This window comes from Polaromonas sp. AER18D-145 (genome assembly GCF_002379095.1).
Taxonomy (GTDB): Bacteria; Pseudomonadota; Gammaproteobacteria; order Burkholderiales; family Burkholderiaceae_C; genus Polaromonas.
In genome coordinates this window covers 1-18,588 of the sequence record NZ_NBZV01000049.1, presented here as the reverse complement: position 1 = coordinate 18,588, position 18,588 = coordinate 1, and the positions used below count along the sequence as shown (strand labels likewise).

Here is an 18,588-nt window from a genome sequence, read left to right as displayed (position 1 = left end):
AAAATGAGCTGCCTGAGCCGGCCTGGCCTGATGGACCTCCGGCTACAGTGAAGGGTGCACTCTCAGGAGGACTCCGTGTTGTCACATGACGCACGGCTGATAGCGAAACGCTGGTTCGCTGGTTCGCTGGTTATTACGCAGGAGAAGATCATGCGGCTTGCCACCTTCAATGTCGAAAACATGTTTGACCGCGCCAAGGCCCTCAATGGTGCCAATTGGGCTGAAGGAAGACCCGCACTTGAAGCGCACAAAGAGCTCAACACGCTGTTTGGAAAAGCCCGCTACAGCGCAGCCGACAAGGCACGCATGCTCAAGCTGTTTGAAAATCACGGGCTGCTCAAAAGTGACGAAGGGCCGCTGCTGCTGCTGCGAAAGATTCGCGGTCAGCTCATCAAGCGGCCGCGCGTCGGCGACGCCGAGATCGTGGCCACCGGCAGGAAAAGCTGGGTCGGCTGGGTCGAGCTCAAGACCGAGCCGGTCAACGAAGCCGCCACCTTGAACACCGCCAGGGTGCTGGGCGCAGTCGATGCCGACGTGCAGGCCGTGATCGAAGCGGAAGACCGCACCACCCTGCGGCTGTTCAACCAGCAGTTGCTGCCCGAAGTGGACGCCAAACCGTTTCAGCACGTCATGCTGGTGGACGGCAATGACGACCGCGGTATCGATGTGGGTCTGCTGACCCGGCAAAAATACCCCATCGTGTCCATTCGCTCGCATGTGGACGACACCGACGCCAGCGGCACCATCTTCAGCCGCGATTGCGCCGAATACGAGATCCGCCTGCCCGGCAACAAGCGGCTCTGGGTGATGGTCAACCACCTCAAAAGCAAGGGTTATGGCAGCCAGGCCTCCAACGACGCCAAACGCAAACGCCAGGCCAAGCGCATCCGCACCCTGTATGACGCCCACCTGGCCGCCGGCGAAACACTGGTTGCCGTGGTGGGTGACCTCAACGAGATTCCGGCCAATGACCCGCTGGCGCCCCTGCTGCGGCAAAACTCCAGCCTCCAGGACATCGCTTCGCACCCGAAATATGAAAGCGGCGGCCGCGAAGGCACCCACGGCAACTGCGGTCCTTCCGCCAAGCTGGACTACATCCTTCTCTCGCCCGACCTGTACGCCTGCGTCACCGCCGCCGGTATTGAGCGCCGTGGCATGTGGGGTGGGGTGAATGGCACGTTGTGGGAGCACTTTCCGGAAGTGAGCAATGCCGATGAGGCGGCCTCGGATCATGCTGCGCTTTGGGTGGAGCTGGATCTTTAGGTGGCTGCCGGCAGGCGCGGTTTGGCAAAGCCAATGTCGCGGCGTCCCTGACCATGCTCGCCTGCTGGATCCGTTGGCCGCCAGATTCGCTATTCATTCAATAGCTGTTCGTTCCCGTGTTGAAAGGGCCAACGCACGTTTTCATGCATGAACAGTGCAGCAAGCCGGCCTGTCGCGACAAAAAACACGGTAATTCATGCATCAAATCGGCGGCTTGCCCACGCCGTATAAGCGCTACCAGCTATAAAATTAGTAGCAACGATGGCTTGGCACCGCTCCACAGCAGCCCGGCCCCGGCAGGAACCAGATGCGTTCCACGACTCGTGTCCAATACCGGCATGAACACCGCCACCTCCACCGCCATTCTTGAAGTCAAAGGCCTGGGCTTTCGCTACCCTGAACGCACGCTGTTTTCGGACTGGTCGGCTTCGCTGTCGCCCGGCGTCACGCTGGTTGTCGGTGGTGACGGACGTGGCAAGACGACGCTGCTGCGCCTGCTGGCAGGGGAACTGGCGGCCGATGCCGGCGAATTGAGCATCAACGGAATCACCCTGCAATCCCACGCGAAAGAGTATCGCCAGCAGGTGTTCTGGACGGAACCACGCACGGAGGCGTTTGACCCGATGACGCCCGGGCACTACTTCGATGTGCAGCGCCATGCTTGTGCCGGCTTTGACGATGGTGTGCTGGCCCAATGTGTAGACGGACTGGCGCTGGCGCCGGAGCTGAACAAGCAGCTTTTCATGCTGTCTACCGGCTCGAAGCGCAAGGTCTGGCTGGCGGCGGCGTTTGCCTCGGGTGCGGCGCTCACTCTGCTGGACATGCCGTTTGCCGCGCTGGACAAGGCGTCGATTCGTTTTGTTCTGGCGCTGCTGCAAGACGCCGCCGCCCATCCGACACGCGCCTTCGTGGTGGCGGACTATGCGGCCCCGGCCAGTGTGCGGCTGGCGGGTGTTATCGACCTGGGCGACTAGGAACTTGCCCTGACCAGCCCATCTGCTGCCTCACAAAGCCGTCAAAGGCCGCCAGCAAGGGTTGAAACCTGTCCGCACCGCCCTCCAGCCGGGCCAGCGCTGCACAGGTCGCCTCCAGCGTCGACAGCTGGTCGGGACGGTGCGCTTTGCGGATGCGGTAGCTGGAAGCGGCGGGGTCCTGCAGCGACAGGCGCGGCAGCGCCTGCAGCGGCGGGCTGAGGTAAAGCATCTTGCGGCTCTTGCGCCAGGTGCCGTCGAGCACGATCAGGCGCAGCCTGGCCGGTTCGCGCAGCCACCTGGTCGGCACGGCGGGCGGGGCCGGCACACCCAAGGCATGATCCTGCGGCATGTCCGGGTACAAAAGAAGGTTGTGCCGGGGAGCGTTCGCCACAGCCCCGGGCGCTTCGAACGGCGCCCCCAGCAGGGCCGCGTCGGCAAACACCTCGCCCGTCACCAGGCGGCTGCGCGGCAGGCTCAGGTGCAGCAGCCGCGCGCTGCCCTTGGGGTGATGGACCTCCAGCGGGTGCTGCAGGATCAGCACCTCGACCTCGTGCGCCACCGGCGTGATCCAGGCGCACAGACAGGCGGGCTGCGGGCGCCCGCAGGTCGCGCAGCGTGAGCGGCCGGGCCGGCTCGCGTCTTGGACCGGCGGGGCATCGGAAGACCCGGCGGAGGATTGAATTACTATCAAATCAATAGCTGCTGGCGCCCGCTGCATGCTGGCTGGCTCCCAAAAAGATCACTGAAATACTCAGTCGGGCCGTTTTTCGCCGGGCTCGGTCGCATAGGCGTCGTGCAGGTGCACCGGCTTGGCCGAGCGCCGCCGCATGCGGATGTTGAGCATTTCGACGCCGATGGAAAACGCCATCGCGAAGTAGACATAACCCTTGGGCACGTGGTGGTCAAAGCCCTCGGCAATCAGCACCACGCCGACCACGACCACGACCACGACCACGACCACGACCACGACCAGGAAGGATAGCGCCAGCATCTTGACGGTGGGATGCGCCGACACGAAGCGGCCGATGGCGCCGGCGAACAGCATCATCATGGCGACCGACGCCACCACGGCGGCGACCATCACCGCCAGTTCATCCACCATGCCGACGGCGGTGATGATGGAGTCCAGCGAAAACACCATGTCCACCACCATGATCTGCAGGATGACCGCGGTGAAGGTGGCTTGACCGCGGTGGAGGCGTGACCCTCCTCGCCTTCGAGCGGCTGGTGGATTTCACCGGTGCTTTTCCAGATCAGGAACAGGCCGCCGGCGATCAGGATCAGGTCACGGCCGGAGATCTCCTGGTTCAGCACCGTGAACAGCGGCGCCACCAGCCCGATGATCCAGGACAGCACCAGCAACAGGCCGATACGCATGAACATGGCCATGAACAGGCCGATGCGCCTGGCCATCGCCTGCTGTTCCTTCGGCAGCTTGGCGACCAGAATCGAGATGAAGACGATGCCCAGCACCAGCTCGAGCGCGGTGAGCGTGCCGAAGGCAATCCAGGCTTGCGGGTCGGCCAGCAGTTCCATCATGGCGATTCTCCGATAGGCAGATGTTCTTTACCAGCAGGGGCCGCGGAACCGGCTTTGCCGGGCCGCAGGCGCAGCGGCCCCCCTGGGGGCAGGGAGCTACACGCAGTGAGCGACCGTGGGGGCTCATGACCCCAGAAACTCGCCGAGGGGCTTGAGGTCATCGACCCGGTCGCAGACCGACTTGACCATCATCATGATGGGAATGCCCAGCAACAGGCCCCACACCCCCCAGAGCCAGCCCCAGGCCAGCAGGCCGACGAAGACCGCCACCGGACTCAGGCGGCTGGCCCGGCTGGTGAGCCAGGGCGTGATCAGGTTGCCGACGATGGTGTGGATGACCAGCGAGGCGCCGCCGACCACCAGCGCCATGTTCAACGTGCCGAACTGCAGGAAACCGACCATCGCCGTGGCGGCCGCGGTGATCAGCGAGCCCACATAAGGCACGAAGTTGAGCACGAAGGCGGCAATGCCCCAGACCGCCGCATTCTCCAGTCCGATGGCCAGCAGGGCCAGCCAGGTCAGCACCCCGACCAGCGCGCTGGTCAGCAGTTGCACCTGCAGGTAGCGCTGGATCTGGCCGGTGATTTCATGCAGGGCCTGCAGCGTCACTTTCTTGTTGCTGAGGCTGGGGCCGGCCAGCTTGAGCATCTTGCGCCGGAAGCTGTCGCCCGAGAGCAGCAGGAAGTAGGTCAGGAAAATGACCGCGACGGTCTGACCGATCAGCGCGACCAGGCCAATCGTGCCGGTCCAGAGATAGTCCTTGACGTTAAAACTTGCCCGCTCGACCACCACCCGCATGGCGCCGCGGGTGTTGCCCGGTTTGGCGCCGTCCTGGGTGGCCTGCTCGATTTGCGACGCGGCTTTCTGCACGGTGTCCAGCGTGCTGTCCGCCCCTCCAGCCTTGACCTTCATGGCGTTGCGGAATTTTTGCGCGGCCACGGGCAGCGACTCCACCAGTTGCGCCGCGTTGTCCCGGAGGGACCAGGTGGTCGAACCGATGGCACCGAAAATCGCCAGCAGCAGCACGGCAGAGCTGAGCCAGCGCGGCACGCGTTTGAGTTCCAGCCAGTTGACCACCGGCGAGAGCGCATAACTGAACAACACGCTGAGCATCACCGGGATGAACACCGCCTTGGCCCAGTGCAGGACGAACAAAATGGCCAGGCCGGCCAGCACCACCAGCGACATGTTGCGGATGTCCACCGGCATTTGCAGCAGCAGGCGGTCCGGCTCCGGGAACGTCGTCACCGCGGGATCGACCGGCGCCGCAGGTTCTGCCGGCAGCATTTCGGGCACGTGTTCTTCGGTCATCTGTGTTCCTTGTCGGGCGCTCCGCTGGGCTTCACTGGCAAAACCGGCCCGGGGCGAAGTCTCCATTCCTGTACCCGCCCCATTTCATCGCAGCCGGCGGCAGGCCGGTGCAGGACGCCGCCGCCAGAACGGGTAGGTGGTTCCGGCCAGGCGGCGTGCTCAAGCGGCGATGGCCTCGCGCACCGCGCTGAGCTGGCGCCGCGACACCGCCAGCAACTCGTCGATGCCGTTGAGCCGCACGGCCCAGCCCTCCCCTTCTTCGGGATCAAAGTGTTTTTCAAGCGCGCGCACCGCGCGGCGCGCCACCAGCGCATTGCGATGGATGCGCATGAACTGCTGGGGGTACTTTTCCTCCAGTTCATTGAGGCTGCCGTCAAGGATGTAGCTTTTTCCCGCCGTGCGCACCGTGATGTACTTGAGCTCGGCCTTGAGGTAGAGCACTTCGGCCAGCGGCACACGCTCGGTCCGGCCGCGGTCCTGGATGATCAGGAAATCACCGATAGAATCTGCCTCCAGCCCTTTTCCTGACTGTGTCAGCCGCTCCACTTTTTGTAGCGCCTGCTGCAGGCGCTCGAGCCGCACGGGCTTGGTCAGGTAGTCCACCGCCGCAAGATCGAAGGCCTGCACCGCGTGTTCGGAATGGGCGGTGACAAACACCACCGCCGGCGGCTGCGGCAGGCGGGCAATGGTCTGCGCCAGGGCAATGCCGTCGGCGCCAGGCATGCGGATGTCCAGCAGGACCACATCAAAGGTTTCGCGGCGCAGCGCGTCCATGGCCTGCGCCGCATGCGCGGCTTCGGCGGCCACGCAGGCGGGCGGAGCGGTGCAGTCGCCCAGCAGCGTGCGCAGGCGCGAACGCGCCAGCGCCTCGTCATCCACAATCAGCGCCCTCAACTTGCCTGTCATAGCGGAATCTCCAGCCTCACTTGAAAAACACCGTCCTTGAACACGGTCTTGAACTGCGCCTGCACATCGTGCAGCAGCGCCAGGCGCTCGCGCACATTGGCCAGCGCCAGCCCGTGTCCCCGTTCACCGACGCCGGCTGGGGTGGAATTGGTCACCTTGAGCACCACCACGCCGCCGCGCCGTTCAGTGGTGATCTTGATCTGCGCCCCCTGGGCGCTGGGCTCCACGCCATGGCGCACCGCATTTTCCACCAGCGGCTGCAGCAGCAGCGGCGGCAATTTGGCGGGGTCGGCCTCGGGGTCCAGGGTCCACTGCACCTGCAGGCGCTCGCCAAAGCGGATTTGCTCGATGGCCATGTAACGCTGCGCCAGGGCAATTTCCTGTCCCAGCGTGACCGACTCGGTCTGGTCGGCCAGCGCATGGCGAAACAGCTCGCTGAGGTCTTCCAGCACGGTTTCGGCCTTGGCCGGTTCGGCGCGCACCAGGGCGATGGCGCTGTTGAGCGTGTTGAACAGGAAATGCGGCCGGATGCGCGACTGCAGCTCGGCCAGCCGCGCCGCCGTGGCCGCCGGGGTGCGCGCCTTGGCGCGCCAGACCAGCCCGGCCACCAGCACCGCCGAGAGCAGGGTGCCGGCCGCGGCGCTGGCCCACCAGGGCGCCGGATCGAGCAGGTTCAGCAACACCAGCAGGCCGCAGCCATACAGGCCCGCCAGCGCACCCAGGGCCACGCCGGCCACCCATTGCTGCGTCGTGCCCAGCCGGGCCAGCCGTCCCTTGAGCACACAGGCGGCGATCAGCCAGGCCAGCGTGGCGGGCAACACGCCGCCGGTCAGCAGCGAAAAACGCAGTAGCCAGTCGACAAACACGCCGGTGCCGAACATCGCACCCACACCCACCACCGCCTCGACAAACAACACGGCGCGCAGCACCACGCCGACATTGCAGGCGTCGAACACATTGACCCGGGCCGGCAGGGGCGCAGGCGCATCCCCGGGCTGGCTGTAGCCACCCAGCACGGTCGACTCGCCAAAGGACGAAAGGTCGGGCTTGAACTGCATGAAAAGGGTCGCTTGCTCCGTGTCCGGATCTGTGCGCGGGCTGGCCCGAGGGGCCCGGGCGCCCCGCTTGACGGGACTTTCCCGCACGCAGATAAAATCAGGTTATTAGGGCCTGGTCACACTATTTATACAAGATGCGTTGCGAGTCAAAAAGGCCATGCGCGAGGCGCAAAATGCAGCCGGGCTCGAGCCCGGCAAGGCTTTGCAACGCTGCGCATGGCCTTTTTGGCCGCAACCCGGAGGGAACGTGGTTAAAACAACGCCACTCGTCGTTGCACTCCTAGCCCAGCCGCCCAGGCTGAGCGTCGTCGCGCGCCTAGATTGGCGCTGTTTTAACCACGTTCGCATTTGTATAAATAGTGTGAGCAGGCCCTAGTATTGCACCGGCAACCCGCTTAAAACCGGCGTCAAACCCGTACTTCCCCCAATAATGTTGTCGCCGCGACACGCCATCGCCGCCGCCAGACGGTCCTCCACAGAAAGCCTCCCGTGAGCCAACTCGACAAAAAGTCCCAAGCCTGGTCCGCCCTGTTCTCCGAACCCATGAGCGACCTGGTCAAGCGTTACACCGCCAGCGTGTTTTTTGACAAGCGCCTGTGGCAGGCCGACCTCACCGGCTCGCTGGCGCACGCCGAGATGCTGGCGGCACAAAAAATCCTGGGCGCCGCCGACCATGCGGCCATCCAGCAGGGCATGGCGCAAATCCGCGCTGAAATCGAATCCGGCGCCTTTGACTGGAAGCTGGACCTGGAAGACGTGCACCTGAACATCGAGGCGCGCCTGACCCAACTCGTCGGCGACGCCGGCAAACGCCTGCACACCGGCCGCTCCCGCAACGACCAGGTCGCCACCGATGTGCGCCTGTGGCTGCGCGGCGAAATCGACCTGATCGATGCGCTGCTGACCGATCTGCAAAAGGCGCTGGTCGACATCGCCGAGAAAAACGTCGAGGTCATCCTGCCCGGCTTCACGCACCTGCAGGTGGCGCAGCCGGTCAGTTTCGGCCACCACATGCTGGCCTACGTGGAAATGTTTGCGCGCGACGCCGAACGCCTGCAGGACGTGCGCAAACGCGTGAACCGCCTGCCGCTGGGCGCCGCCGCACTGGCCGGCACCAGCTACCCGCTGGACCGCGAACGTGTCGCCAGAACCCTGGGCATGGTCGATGCCCAGGGCCAACCGCAGGTCTGCCAGAACAGCCTGGACGCGGTCAGTGACCGCGACTTTGCGATTGAATTCACCGCCGCCGCCTCGCTGGCCATGGTGCACATCAGCCGCATGAGCGAGGAGCTGATTTTGTGGATGAGCCAGAACTTCGGCTTCATCGAGATCGCCGACCGTTTCACCACCGGCTCGTCCATCATGCCGCAGAAAAAAAACCCCGACGTGCCCGAACTCGCACGCGGCAAGACCGGCCGCGTGGTTGGCCACCTGATGGGCCTGATCACCCTGATGAAAGGCCAGCCGCTGGCCTACAACAAGGACAACCAGGAAGACAAGGAACCGCTGTTCGACACCGTCGACACGCTGAAGGACACGCTGCGCATCTTTGCCGAGATGGTGGGCGGCATCACCGTCAAGCCCGAGGCCATGGAGCGCGCCGCACTCAAGGGTTACGCCACCGCCACCGACCTGGCCGACTACATGGTCAAGAAGGGCCTGCCCTTCCGCGATGCGCATGAGGCCGTGGCCCACGCGGTGAAAGCCGCCATTTCCCACGCAGTGGATTTGTCGGAGCTGCCACTGGCGGTGCTGCAGCAGTTCAACCCGAAGATCGAGAAAGACGTGTATGACGTGCTGAGCCTGCGCGGCTCGTTGAATGCGCGCAACACCCTGGGCGGCACGGCGCCGGCACAGGTGCGGGCGCAAGTTGCGCGGCACCGGGCGCGCTTGCAGTGATACTGTTAATATAACCAGTATTCTCAAACTCCCATCAATGGAGCGCCCGTGCAGACCGAATCAATGCTGATTGCCATGAGTTGCGCCCTGATCGGCGACTTGGGTTCTATCTCCGACGCTGAACGTACGCTTGTCGAAGCCAGCCAGCACCTCACCATCACGCCAAGCGAGTTGGCGGCGGCAAGAAAAGCCATTCTTGCTGGTGGAGACCCATTGGGAGAGGCCTTCCTGCGTTTGCGATCCTCACTGCAGAGACGCTCGGACGGTGCTGTCTATACACCTGCTGCCATCGTTGAGTCGATGATGTCCTGGTTATCGTCCCAAGCTACGCCCGGCCGCATCGTGGACCCCGGGGCCGGGTCTGGACGATTCATCCTGGCTGCGGGAAAGAGATTCCCGGACGCCGAGCTTGTGGGTGTTGAGATGGACGCACTGGCGGCTTTGATGCTGCGCGCAAATCTTCAAGTTCATGGCTGGTCTCGCAGAGCCACCGTGCGGGTGGAGGACTACCGGAATGTCACGCTGCCCGCTTTCGAGGGCACTACTGCGTTTATCGGGAATCCCCCCTACGTTCGCCATCACGACATCGGCGAGGCATGGAAGAACTGGTACGCCGCGCGTTTTGCAGAATTTGGGATCAAGGCCAGTGGCCTGGCCGGACTTCATCTGCATTTTTTCCTGCAAACGCGGCTGCTCGCGAAGGAAGGCGACCTTGGCGCATTCATTACGTCGTCAGAATGGCTGGATGTGAACTATGGGTCCGCCTTGCGGCGCTTGCTGATCGACGAATTAGGGGGCTTGGCCTTGCATGTGCTTGCACCGACTGTGCAAGCCTTCCCGGGTACCGCCAGCACGGCCGCCATCACCTGTTTTCGGGTGGGGGAAACGCAAGCACCCATGCGGGTCCGGGCCGTCCCCTCCTTGGCTTCACTCAATGGCCTGAGCAAAGGCCAGGACGTTGCGCGTGATCGCTTCCTGAATGAAAAGCGCTGGTCCATCATCGTTCGACCGACGACAACGCATCAGAGTGGTGAAATTGAATTGGGAGAGTTGTTCCGGGTGCACAGGGGACAGGTCACGGGCGCCAACAACATCTGGATCGCCGGGAAAACTGCTGAAAAGCTGCCAGAAAGCATCAAGATCGCCACCGTCACCAAAGCAAAAGACCTGATCGAAGCGGGCGACCAACTCGGTTGTGCAAAAGCCCTGCGACGGGTCATCGATATTCCCGCCGATCTGGAGCGGTTTGATCAGCAGGATCAGCATCAGATCAACGCTTTTCTGGCATGGGCGCGAACTCAAGGCGCCGATCAGAGTTACACAGCCCAGCACCGCAAAGCGTGGTGGTCCGTCGGATTGAAAGATCCCGCGCCCATCCTTTGTACCTATATGGCCCGTCGTGCGCCACAATTCACGCTCAATACGTGTGGCGCACGACACATCAACATCGCACACGGTTTGTACCCGCGACAACAGCTGTCGTCCGTTGATCTCGCGACATTGGTTGCCTGGCTCAACAAGAACGTCAGCACCGACAGCGGTCGCACCTACTCGGGTGGGTTAACCAAGTTCGAGCCCAAGGAAATTGAGCGTTTGCGCATCCCGCAGCTCGGAACGTTAACGGCATGAGCGGGACGCCGCGCAGATGGACACTTGCTGAACTGGCGCAGGACGCCGCGTTGTCCGCGAACGCCTTTCGATCTGATCGGCTGGGCAATTCCGATGCCTGGGCGGCGCAGTACAACGCAGCTTATGAAAAATTCAGTTTGCTGTTCGAAAAACTCGGAAATCTCGGTTCCGGCGCTCTGACAGACGGGCAACTCGCTGACGTGTATGACGCCAGACTGGGTGAAGCGCTGCGTTATCTGGCCGGTCCACCAGTCTCGGACGATGATCTTCGCGTGATTGCGGATGTGGCGTCGCTGGCACCAGGTATGCTGAAGAAGCGACCCGACGAGTTGCGCAAAGTGTATGAGGTCATTGAACGCATCATCGATCCGTTTCGTTTCCCCTGGGTTGCCAGCGGTGCAAGTCCGACCGAACAGCAACGCCAGACTGCCCTGACAGCATCAGCGGTTCTGCTGGCCGCACAAAGGCTGGCCACCGAGCGTCGTCACGATGGCAAGGAAGGTCAGGAAACGCGGGTAAAGAATTATTTGCGCGACATGGGTTTTGACGAAGTGCCCACCGCAGCCATTCACACCCTGGTCAAGGGACCGCAAACCATGCAGTTCTGCGCGGAATGCCAGCTTGGCGATCGAAAGGCTGATGTCGTGGTCCGGTTACACGACACCCGGCTGATGGCTATTGAATGCAAAGTGTCCAACAGCGCGACCAACAGCGTCAAGCGGCTCAACAACGACGCAGCGGTCAAGGCAGACTATTGGCTCAAGCAGTTTGGTACTGCGCAGGTTGTTCCTGCTGCCATGCTTTCAGGCGTTTTTAAAGTACTTAATCTCGAACAGGCGCAATCGCGCGGCCTCTCGCTGTTTTGGTCACATGACTTGTCGAAGCTCACCGAATTCATAGACTCGACCCGTTGAATCTGTGCGGTTCGTACCAGGACAAATGAATCGGTCGGGCAATCCGACATAAAGGCAAACTCCGGTCTGCCTTGCTAGGAATGTCGTCCGATACCCAACTGTTTTGTTAAGGCAGACAGGCGAGAGGCCATCCTGTGGCGGATTGAAGCGAAGGACAAGGCGAGCAGCGCATGCGATCGCCTGAAGGCGCGTCAGCGCATCATTCCGGACATGCCCTTGACAGTGCAACAGGCCACGCCAGCGCTGGTCAATGGCAGCTTCACACTGGACGTGAACCCGCCGGCCGATGTGTTGCCAGGCCGCGGTGGTTTGAAGATGTCGTTGCAACCGAAACTCCCCGATGGCACCTTCGGGACGGACAGCCTTCTGGCCACCCGTTTCTGGACCGCGGTGAAAACCGGCACCAGCAAGGACATGCGCGACAACTGGGCGCTGGGCTTCTCGCAGCGCTACACCGTGGGCGTCTGGGTAGGCAACGCCAGCGGTGCGCCCATGTGGGACGTCAGCGGCACCAGCGGCGCCGCACCGGTCTGGGCGGCACTGATGAATTACCTGCATCGCACCGAGCCCAGCCGCGCCCCGGCGTCACCGGCTGGCGTGGTGCAAAGACAGGTGACATTTGCCGATGCAGCGGGCACGCCGATCGAGGCGGCGCGCAGCGAATGGTTTGTTCGGGGCACCGAACAATCCCTGTTTGCTATTGATTCAGGAGCTACCGGCGCAGACAGGACAATGGCTGGAGGCCAAAAATGCTTGAAAAATTCAGGCAGCACGGCATCTGTCGCAGCCCGCATCACCGCCCCCACCAACGGCACCATCATCGCGCTGGACCCCGACATTCCGCCCAACCGTCAACGCGTGAGCTTCAGCACCCAGGGCCGGGAGCTGCGCTGGCTGATGGACGGCAAGCCGTTTGCACGCGGCGCACAAGCGCAGTGGTTGCCCTGGCCGGGCCGGCATGTGGTGCAACTGGTCGATGCCGGCGGCAAGGTACTGGACGAGATTCGCCTGGAAGTGCGTGGTGCAGGTATCCGTTCCCCTTCGCCTGCCCGATAGTGCCACCGGCATTCCCCCCCGGGCCCCATGCCTGCGCAAGCTGCGTGTCAATAATTTCAAAGCCGCAGGACCAGAATTCACGCAGCAGCGCAAGCACCGGCGCTACCATGGCGGCAGCTTCCCAAAAAAAATCTGTTGTCTGGAGACTCCATGCCCGTGATCACCACCATCGAAGACCTGCGCGTTCTGGCGAAAAAACGCGTGCCCCGCATGTTCTACGACTACGCCGACTCCGGCTCGTGGACCGAAAGCACCTACCGCGCCAATGAAAGCGACTTCCAGTCCATCAAGCTGCGCCAGCGCGTGGCGGTCAACATGGAAAACCGCAGCACGGCCACGCAGATGATTGGCCAGAACGTGGCCATGCCGGTGGCGATTGCGCCGACCGGCCTGACCGGCATGCAGCATGCCGACGGCGAGATCCTGGGCGCACGTGCGGCGAAAAAGTTCGGCATTCCGTTCACGCTCTCGACCATGAGCATCTGCTCCATCGAGGACGTGGCGGCCGGGACCGATCGCCACCCCTTCTGGTTCCAGCTCTACGTGATGAAGGACCGCGACTTCATCGAGCGCCTGATCGACCGCGCCAAGGCCGCCAACTGCTCGGCGCTGGTGCTCACGCTGGACCTGCAGATCCTCGGCCAGCGCCACAAGGACCTCAAGAACGGCCTGAGTGCGCCGCCCAAACCGACACTGGCCACCATCCTGAACCTGATGACCAAGCCGCGCTGGGGCCTGGGCATGCTGGGCACCAAACGCCACGGCTTCGGCAACATCGTCGGCCATGTCAAGGGCGTCGAAAACATGGGCTCCCTCTCGGAGTGGACGGCCAAACAGTTCGATCCCGGACTCAACTGGGGCGACGTGGAATGGATCAAGAAACGCTGGGGCGGCAAGCTGATCCTCAAGGGCATCCAGGACGTGGAAGACGCCAAACTCGCGGTCAACTCCGGCGCCGACGCGCTGATCGTGTCCAACCATGGCGGGCGCCAGCTCGACGGCGCGGAGTCGTCGATTCGCGCCCTGCCGCACATCGTTGATGCGGTCGGCAGCCAGATCGAGGTCCACATGGACGGCGGCATCCGCAGCGGCCAGGACGTGCTCAAGGCGCGGGCGCTGGGCGCCAAGGGCACCTACATCGGCCGCTCCTTCCTGTACGGCCTGGGCGCCATGGGGGAGGAAGGCGTGACCAAGGCGCTGCAGATCATCCACCGCGAGCTTGATTTGACGATGGCGTTTTGCGGCCACACCAACATCGAGACGGTGGACAAGTCCATCCTGCTGCCGGGCACTTTCCCGACCTGAACCGGGCAGCGTTTCAAACCATGCCGGGGGAAGCGGGGAAACGGGGAAGCGGCCAACCGTACCCGGCGCGTCGGCGCGGTCCTGTTGGGGAATGCCCCGATGACAACACAAGGCCGAATCAATAAGCTTGCTTATCAATTTTCTGCCGCCATCCCGACCACCTCACGCCATGACTTCTCCCCAGGAACCCACCACCCACACGCCCCCGGTGCGCCGCTTCAAGGACCCGGACTATGTCGAGGTTGCCCCGACACTGGCCGCGCTGCGCGAGCGCATCGACACGCTCGATGAGCAGATCGTCGAACTGCTCGCGCAACGCGCGCTGTGTGTGCGTGACGCCACCCGTTTCAAGCGCGACGCCTTCCAGGTGGCCGCGCCGGCGCGCCAGGCCGAGGTCTTCGCGCGCGTGCGGGCCCTCGCCGCGCGCCATGAAGCCGATTTCCCCGGACTGCCCGATATCATGGAGTCCACCTACCGCACCCTCGTCGCCGGCTACATCGCCGGCGAGGGCACCTTTTTTCACGACACGGAACTGATCACCCCATGAACACCCGCACCACCGCCCGTTTTCCGCTGACCCGCCTGCTGGCCCGCTGCACCGTGGCGGCCACGGTGGCACTTGCCACGGCAGGCGCCATGGCCCAGGCCGCTTCGACAGGCTCAGGACAGGCCTGGCCGAACAAGCCGGTGCGCATCGTGGTGCCTTACGGCGCGGGCTCGTCACCGGATGTGATCGCGCGCATCATGGCCGAAAAGCTCTCGCCGCGCCTGGGCCAGCCGGTGATCATCGAAAACCGCGCCGGCGCCGGCGGCAACAACGGCACCGGCGCCGTGGCCAAAGCGGCGGGCGACGGCTACAACTTCGTCATCAGCACCAACGGCCCGCTGGTGTACAACACCGTGCTTTACAAGAAGCTGCCTTATGACCCGTTCACCGAGCTGCGTCCGGTGGTGCTGGCCGGCGGCCAGGCCAATGTGTGTGCGGTGCGCGCCGACTCGGGCATCACCACGCTCAAGGAGCTGGTCGATGCCATGAAGAAAAACCCCGGCAAGTTCAACTTTTCATCGACCGGGGTGGGCAGCCTGTCGCAGCTCGGCGTGGAGCTGCTCAAGGTCAAGACCGACACCTTCGCGGTCCACATTCCGTACGCCTCCTCGCCGCTGTCCATCCTGGCCATCCTGCAGGGCGACGTGCAGTTTGCCTGCGTGCCCGCGGTGGCGGTGATCCCCCAGGTCAAGGCCGGCAAGATGCGCGCCTTGGCCGTGTCCACCGCCAAACGCAGCCAGCTCATGCCCGACATCCCGACCATGAAGGAAGCCGGCCTGCCCGAGATCGAAAACCTTGCCTGGATGGCCGTGATGGCCCCGGCCAGCACGCCGACCGACATCGTCCGGCGCATGAACCAGGAAATCAACGCCGTCCTCGCGATGCCCGAGGTCAAGGAAAAACTCCACGCCCAGTACATGGAACCCATCGGCGGTTCCGAGCAGGACCTGCAGAAGTTCATGCAGCAGGAATTGCGCGTGATGACCCCCATCATCAAACGCACCGGCATCTCCGTCGAGTAGTATGGCAATCCGGAAGTAGCGAAGCAAGATGAAAGTGATGGATTCCTGCCCAGGGCAAGGCGCAAGCCGCAGCGAAGGCTGTGCGCCTTCGCAAGGGTTGCAACGCCGCCATGGGTGCGAAGGCGCGCTTTCATGTTTCGATATTTTCCGACTGCAGTACTAGAGTCAGCATGATCGGCCTGCGCGTCCAGCGCAGCGCGGCCAGCTTGGCGCAGGTCGATGCGGCGCTGGCGCAGCTGGACAACCAGGCCGGCATTTATTTCGGCGTCGACGCTGGCATTCCCGGGGGACGACCGCCCTGGCTGGCAGGAACTGCGGGCAACGCTGTTCAACGTTATGCTTGCCGGGTGAGTGTCCCTCCCCCTTCCAGCCCGCCGAGGATCCGCCGCATTGCGCACCTCGACATGGATGCCTTTTTTGCGTCCATCGAGCTGCTGCGTTACCCGCAGCTCAAGGGCCTGCCGGTGGTCATAGGCGGCGGCCGGCGCAAGGTGGACGAAGCGCTGATGGCCGCGCAGGGCGAACGCGCGCTGCGCTTCATCCCGGTCGCCCAATTCCCGCTGCTCAAGGACTATGTGGGGCGCGGCGTCATCACCACCGCGACCTATGCCGCGCGCCAGTTCGGCGTGGGCTCGGCCATGGGCATGATGAAGGCCGCCAAGCTGTGCCCGCAGGCCATCGTGCTGCCGGTGGATTTTGACGAGGTGCGCAAGTACTCGCGGCTGTTCAAGAGCACCATCACCGACATCGCGCCGCTGATGGAGGACCGCGGCGTCGACGAGGTCTACATCGACTTCACCGACGTGCCCGGCGGCCAGCGCGAGGGCGGGCGTGTGCTGGCGCGCCTGATCCAGAAAGAGATTTTCGAAAAAACCGGCCTGACCTGTTCGGTCGGCGTGGCGCCCAACAAGCTGCTCGCCAAGATGGCCAGCGAGTTCAACAAGCCCAAGGGCATCTCGGTTGTTTACGAAGCCGACCTGCAGGAAAAAATCTGGCCGCTCCATGTGCGCAAGATCAACGGCATCGGCCCCAAGGCCGGCGAAAAACTGGCGGCACTGGCCATCCACACCATCGGCGAGCTGGCCGCCCAGGAACCGGCCTTCCTGATCCGGCATTTCGGCAAGGCCACCGGCGCCTGGATGCATGAAGCCGCCTGGGGCCGCGATGCGCGGCCGGTGGTCACCGAAAGCGAGCCGGTGTCTATCAGCCGCGAAACCACGTTTGAACGCGACCTGCATGCGGTGCGCGACCGGGCAGAGCTGGGCGCCATCTTCACCAGCCTCTGCGAGAAACTGGCTGACGACCTGCAACGCAAGGGTTACGTGGCCAAAACCATAGGCATCAAGCTGCGTTACGACGATTTCAAGATTGCGACGCGCGACCAGACGGCCGACTTCTACACCGCCGACGGCCCCACCATCCGCAAAACGGCGGGCCTGTGCCTGAAGCGGGTGCCGCTGGACAAACGGCTGCGCCTGCTGGGCGTGCGTGCCGCCACGCTGGTGAAAGCCGGCGAAGCGCCGGTTTATGAGCAAAATCGGGATCTAGCCCAATCGAGACGGGCGCAAGCAGCTACTGAATCAATAGCAACCGACCAGCTGTTCTAAGCCGGCTGCCGCTGCCGGCACGCCTCATTTCAAGGTCGCCAGCCAGGCAATCAGGTCGGCGCGCTCCTGCGCGTCGTCCACCTGAAAGCCCATGCGCTGGCCGGCCACCAGCTCTTCCGGGTCCTGCAGCCAGGTGTTGAGTGTCTGCGGCGTCCAGCGCAGGCGCGACTGCGCCAGTTCGTCCGAGTACCGGTAGCCCTGGAGGCTGCCCACGCGGCGGCCCATCACGCCGCGGTGCGCCGGTCCCACCTGGTTGCTGTCCACCGCGTGGCAAGCCGTGCAACGTGCCTGGTACAGCGCCTGGCCACGCACCGCGTCGCCGGGCGGCGGCGTGCGCCATTCACGCGGGATCGCGCCGCCTTGCGCCAGCGCCGGCCCGGCCAGCAGCAACGTGACGGCTGCGCCCGCCAGGCAGGTCCGAAGCCGGCCCGGCCGCATCAACAAGCTTGCATGCATGAAGTTCATGTCGGAATTACGCAAGGGACGGTCAGCCGGATTCGGCACCCCTTCAAACGAAACCCGGAAATAGTTGAATCCAGCGCGCCGGCAGTGCCGTATCCCTACTGCGTACAACTGATTACATCTTTTTTCAACCCCGCGGCCATGTGCCGCCCCAGGAGCTCTGACCATGACATTCGCCCCCTCCCTGCTGGCCGCCTGTGCGGCGATCCTCTGCGCCGGCGCCAGCCTGAGCGCCCATGCCGACACCGGCAAGCTGCTGCTGACCGGCGGCGTCAGCAGCGTTGACGGCGCGGCCGGCGGCGGCCTGACCCCGTGGGCCGTGATTGGCAGCAATGCCACCGAAGGCGAAATCGGCGGCTCGGCCTTTGTCACCACGGCCGGCACCAAAGACTACGGCCTGAACATCGTCGGCGCGGCCATCGGCATCCACGACCGTTATGAACTGTCGGTCGCCCAGCAGGACTTCAACACCCGCAACACCGGTACCGCGCTGGGCCTGCCCGGCCTGCACCTGAAACAGACCATCGTGGGCGCCAAGGTGCGCGTGCTCGGCGATGCCGTGCTCGACGCCGACACCCTGATGCCGCAAGTGGCGGTCGGTGTGCAGTACAAAACGCTCGGCTCGACCGGGTTGGACGGCACGCTCAGGGCGCTGGGCGCCAAACGCGAAGGGGTGGACCTGTATGTGAGCGCCACCAAGCTGTTCCTGGGCCAGAGCCTGCTGGTCAACGGCACGCTGCGCGCCACCAAGGCCAACCAAAACGGTCTGCTCGGCTACGGCGCCACCCTGGGCGGCAAGGAGAACAAGTACAGCCTGCAGCCGGAGTTCTCGGTGGCCTACCTGCTCACCAAAAACATCGCTGTAGGCGCCGAATACCGTTTCATGCGAAACAAGCTGGAAACCGCCGGACGCGCGGCCGGCCTGGGCAATGGCCTGCGTTCGGAAGACTGGAAAGACATCTTCATCGCCTGGGCACCGAACAAGAACGTTTCCGTGACGCTGGCCTATGTGGACCTGGGCGTGATTGTTCCGGCCACCACCGCCAGCCGCAAGCAAACCGGCTACTACCTGTCGGCCCAGCTGGCTTTCTGAACC

At 63.7% G+C, this 18,588-nt stretch carries 15 protein-coding genes and 2 pseudogenes; 11 read left to right on the top strand and 6 right to left on the bottom strand.

Annotation, left to right across the window (positions count from 1 at the left end):
• Nucleotides 1-75: 75 nt before the first annotated feature.
• Nucleotides 76-1,263 carry an endonuclease/exonuclease/phosphatase family protein gene (locus B7G52_RS19400; RefSeq protein ID WP_240523538.1) on the top strand — a complete coding sequence of 396 codons (1,188 nt, stop codon included), beginning with the start codon at nt 76-78 and terminating at the stop codon, nt 1,261-1,263.
• A gap of 338 nt (nt 1,264-1,601) precedes the next feature.
• The gene (locus B7G52_RS19395) at nt 1,602-2,237 is read left to right on the top strand and encodes an ATP-binding cassette domain-containing protein (RefSeq protein ID WP_096699180.1); all 636 of its coding nucleotides are present in this window, start codon (nt 1,602-1,604) and stop codon (nt 2,235-2,237) included.
• On the opposite strand, the gene B7G52_RS19390 is transcribed toward B7G52_RS19395, so the two are convergent.
• From B7G52_RS19390 to B7G52_RS19370, 5 genes and pseudogenes are all read right to left on the bottom strand, one after another.
• A complete protein-coding gene (locus B7G52_RS19390) occupies nt 2,218-2,919 on the bottom strand; it encodes a tRNA-uridine aminocarboxypropyltransferase (protein WP_305790844.1) in 702 nt (233 codons plus the stop codon). The two genes, B7G52_RS19395 and B7G52_RS19390, sit on opposite strands and share 20 nt — an antisense overlap.
• A 69-nt stretch (nt 2,920-2,988) precedes the next feature.
• Nucleotides 2,989-3,776 (bottom strand): annotated as a pseudogene (locus B7G52_RS19385) (TerC family protein).
• A 123-nt stretch (nt 3,777-3,899) separates the two neighbouring features.
• Nucleotides 3,900-5,087 (bottom strand): AI-2E family transporter, encoded by a 1,188-nt coding sequence (locus B7G52_RS19380; RefSeq protein WP_096699176.1) that lies wholly within the window; start codon nt 5,085-5,087, stop codon nt 3,900-3,902.
• Nucleotides 5,088-5,246: 159 nt separating this feature from the next.
• Nucleotides 5,247-5,993, bottom strand: coding sequence for a LytTR family DNA-binding domain-containing protein (locus B7G52_RS19375; protein ID WP_170954813.1), 747 nt, complete (start codon nt 5,991-5,993; stop codon nt 5,247-5,249).
• The gene (locus B7G52_RS19370; protein ID WP_096699174.1) at nt 5,990-7,051 is read right to left on the bottom strand and encodes a sensor histidine kinase; all 1,062 of its coding nucleotides are present in this window, start codon (nt 7,049-7,051) and stop codon (nt 5,990-5,992) included. The genes B7G52_RS19375 and B7G52_RS19370 overlap by 4 nt, the downstream gene beginning before the upstream one ends.
• 489 nt (nt 7,052-7,540) lie before the next feature.
• Between B7G52_RS19370 and argH the strand changes: the two genes are divergently transcribed.
• The 8 genes and pseudogenes from argH (at nt 7,541) to B7G52_RS19330 (ending at nt 17,030) form a co-directional block, all read left to right on the top strand.
• Nucleotides 7,541-8,950, top strand: a complete 1,410-nt coding sequence (gene argH, locus B7G52_RS19365) for an argininosuccinate lyase (RefSeq protein ID WP_096699172.1) — start codon at nt 7,541-7,543, stop codon at nt 8,948-8,950.
• A 48-nt stretch (nt 8,951-8,998) separates the two neighbouring features.
• Nucleotides 8,999-10,579, top strand: coding sequence for an N-6 DNA methylase (locus tag B7G52_RS19360; protein ID WP_240523537.1), 1,581 nt, complete (start codon nt 8,999-9,001; stop codon nt 10,577-10,579).
• The gene (locus B7G52_RS19355; protein ID WP_096699168.1) at nt 10,576-11,493 is read left to right on the top strand and encodes a XamI family restriction endonuclease; all 918 of its coding nucleotides are present in this window, start codon (nt 10,576-10,578) and stop codon (nt 11,491-11,493) included. The genes B7G52_RS19360 and B7G52_RS19355 overlap by 4 nt, the downstream gene beginning before the upstream one ends.
• Nucleotides 11,494-11,838: 345 nt before the next feature.
• Nucleotides 11,839-12,549 (top strand): annotated as a pseudogene (locus B7G52_RS19350) (penicillin-binding protein 1C); the annotation flags it as partial.
• A gap of 150 nt (nt 12,550-12,699) precedes the next feature.
• Complete coding sequence (locus tag B7G52_RS19345) at nt 12,700-13,854, top strand: alpha-hydroxy acid oxidase (RefSeq protein WP_096699164.1); 1,155 nt, start codon at nt 12,700-12,702, stop codon at nt 13,852-13,854.
• A 169-nt stretch (nt 13,855-14,023) separates the two neighbouring features.
• Nucleotides 14,024-14,401, top strand: a complete 378-nt coding sequence (locus tag B7G52_RS19340) for a chorismate mutase (RefSeq protein ID WP_096699163.1) — start codon at nt 14,024-14,026, stop codon at nt 14,399-14,401.
• Entirely contained in the window at nt 14,398-15,423 is a 1,026-nt protein-coding gene (locus B7G52_RS19335; RefSeq protein ID WP_240523536.1) for a tripartite tricarboxylate transporter substrate binding protein, read from the top strand. Before B7G52_RS19340 ends, B7G52_RS19335 begins: the two co-directional genes overlap by 4 nt.
• A gap of 404 nt (nt 15,424-15,827) precedes the next feature.
• Nucleotides 15,828-17,030, top strand: coding sequence for a DNA polymerase IV (locus B7G52_RS19330; protein ID WP_096699202.1), 1,203 nt, complete (start codon nt 15,828-15,830; stop codon nt 17,028-17,030).
• 24 nt (nt 17,031-17,054) lie between these two features.
• Here B7G52_RS19330 and B7G52_RS19325 read toward each other — a convergent pair whose 3' ends face one another.
• The gene (locus B7G52_RS19325) at nt 17,055-17,486 is read right to left on the bottom strand and encodes a cytochrome c family protein (RefSeq protein ID WP_240523535.1); all 432 of its coding nucleotides are present in this window, start codon (nt 17,484-17,486) and stop codon (nt 17,055-17,057) included.
• Nucleotides 17,487-17,658: 172 nt separating this feature from the next.
• Between B7G52_RS19325 and B7G52_RS19320 the strand changes: the two genes are divergently transcribed.
• The gene (locus B7G52_RS19320) at nt 17,659-18,585 is read left to right on the top strand and encodes a DUF3034 family protein (protein WP_096699161.1); all 927 of its coding nucleotides are present in this window, start codon (nt 17,659-17,661) and stop codon (nt 18,583-18,585) included.
• The last annotated feature ends 3 nt before the right edge of the window (nt 18,586-18,588 follow it).

Excerpts from the sequence above, each read along its gene's own strand:
- B7G52_RS19375 (WP_170954813.1), bottom strand. The coding sequence starts at position 5,993 with ATGACAGGCAAGTTGAGGGCGCTGATTGTGGATGACGAGGCGCTGGCG.
- B7G52_RS19370 (WP_096699174.1), bottom strand. The coding sequence starts at position 7,051 with ATGCAGTTCAAGCCCGACCTTTCGTCCTTTGGCGAGTCGACCGTGCTG.
- B7G52_RS19335 (WP_240523536.1), top strand. The coding sequence starts at position 14,398 with ATGAACACCCGCACCACCGCCCGTTTTCCGCTGACCCGCCTGCTGGCC.
- B7G52_RS19380 (WP_096699176.1), bottom strand. The coding sequence starts at position 5,087 with ATGACCGAAGAACACGTGCCCGAAATGCTGCCGGCAGAACCTGCGGCG.
- B7G52_RS19345 (WP_096699164.1), top strand. The coding sequence starts at position 12,700 with ATGCCCGTGATCACCACCATCGAAGACCTGCGCGTTCTGGCGAAAAAA.
- B7G52_RS19330 (WP_096699202.1), top strand. The coding sequence starts at position 15,828 with ATGGATGCCTTTTTTGCGTCCATCGAGCTGCTGCGTTACCCGCAGCTC.
- B7G52_RS19395 (WP_096699180.1), top strand. The coding sequence starts at position 1,602 with ATGAACACCGCCACCTCCACCGCCATTCTTGAAGTCAAAGGCCTGGGC.
- B7G52_RS19355 (WP_096699168.1), top strand. The coding sequence starts at position 10,576 with ATGAGCGGGACGCCGCGCAGATGGACACTTGCTGAACTGGCGCAGGAC.
- B7G52_RS19320 (WP_096699161.1), top strand. The coding sequence starts at position 17,659 with ATGACATTCGCCCCCTCCCTGCTGGCCGCCTGTGCGGCGATCCTCTGC.
- B7G52_RS19325 (WP_240523535.1), bottom strand. The coding sequence starts at position 17,486 with ATGCATGCAAGCTTGTTGATGCGGCCGGGCCGGCTTCGGACCTGCCTG.
- B7G52_RS19340 (WP_096699163.1), top strand. The coding sequence starts at position 14,024 with ATGACTTCTCCCCAGGAACCCACCACCCACACGCCCCCGGTGCGCCGC.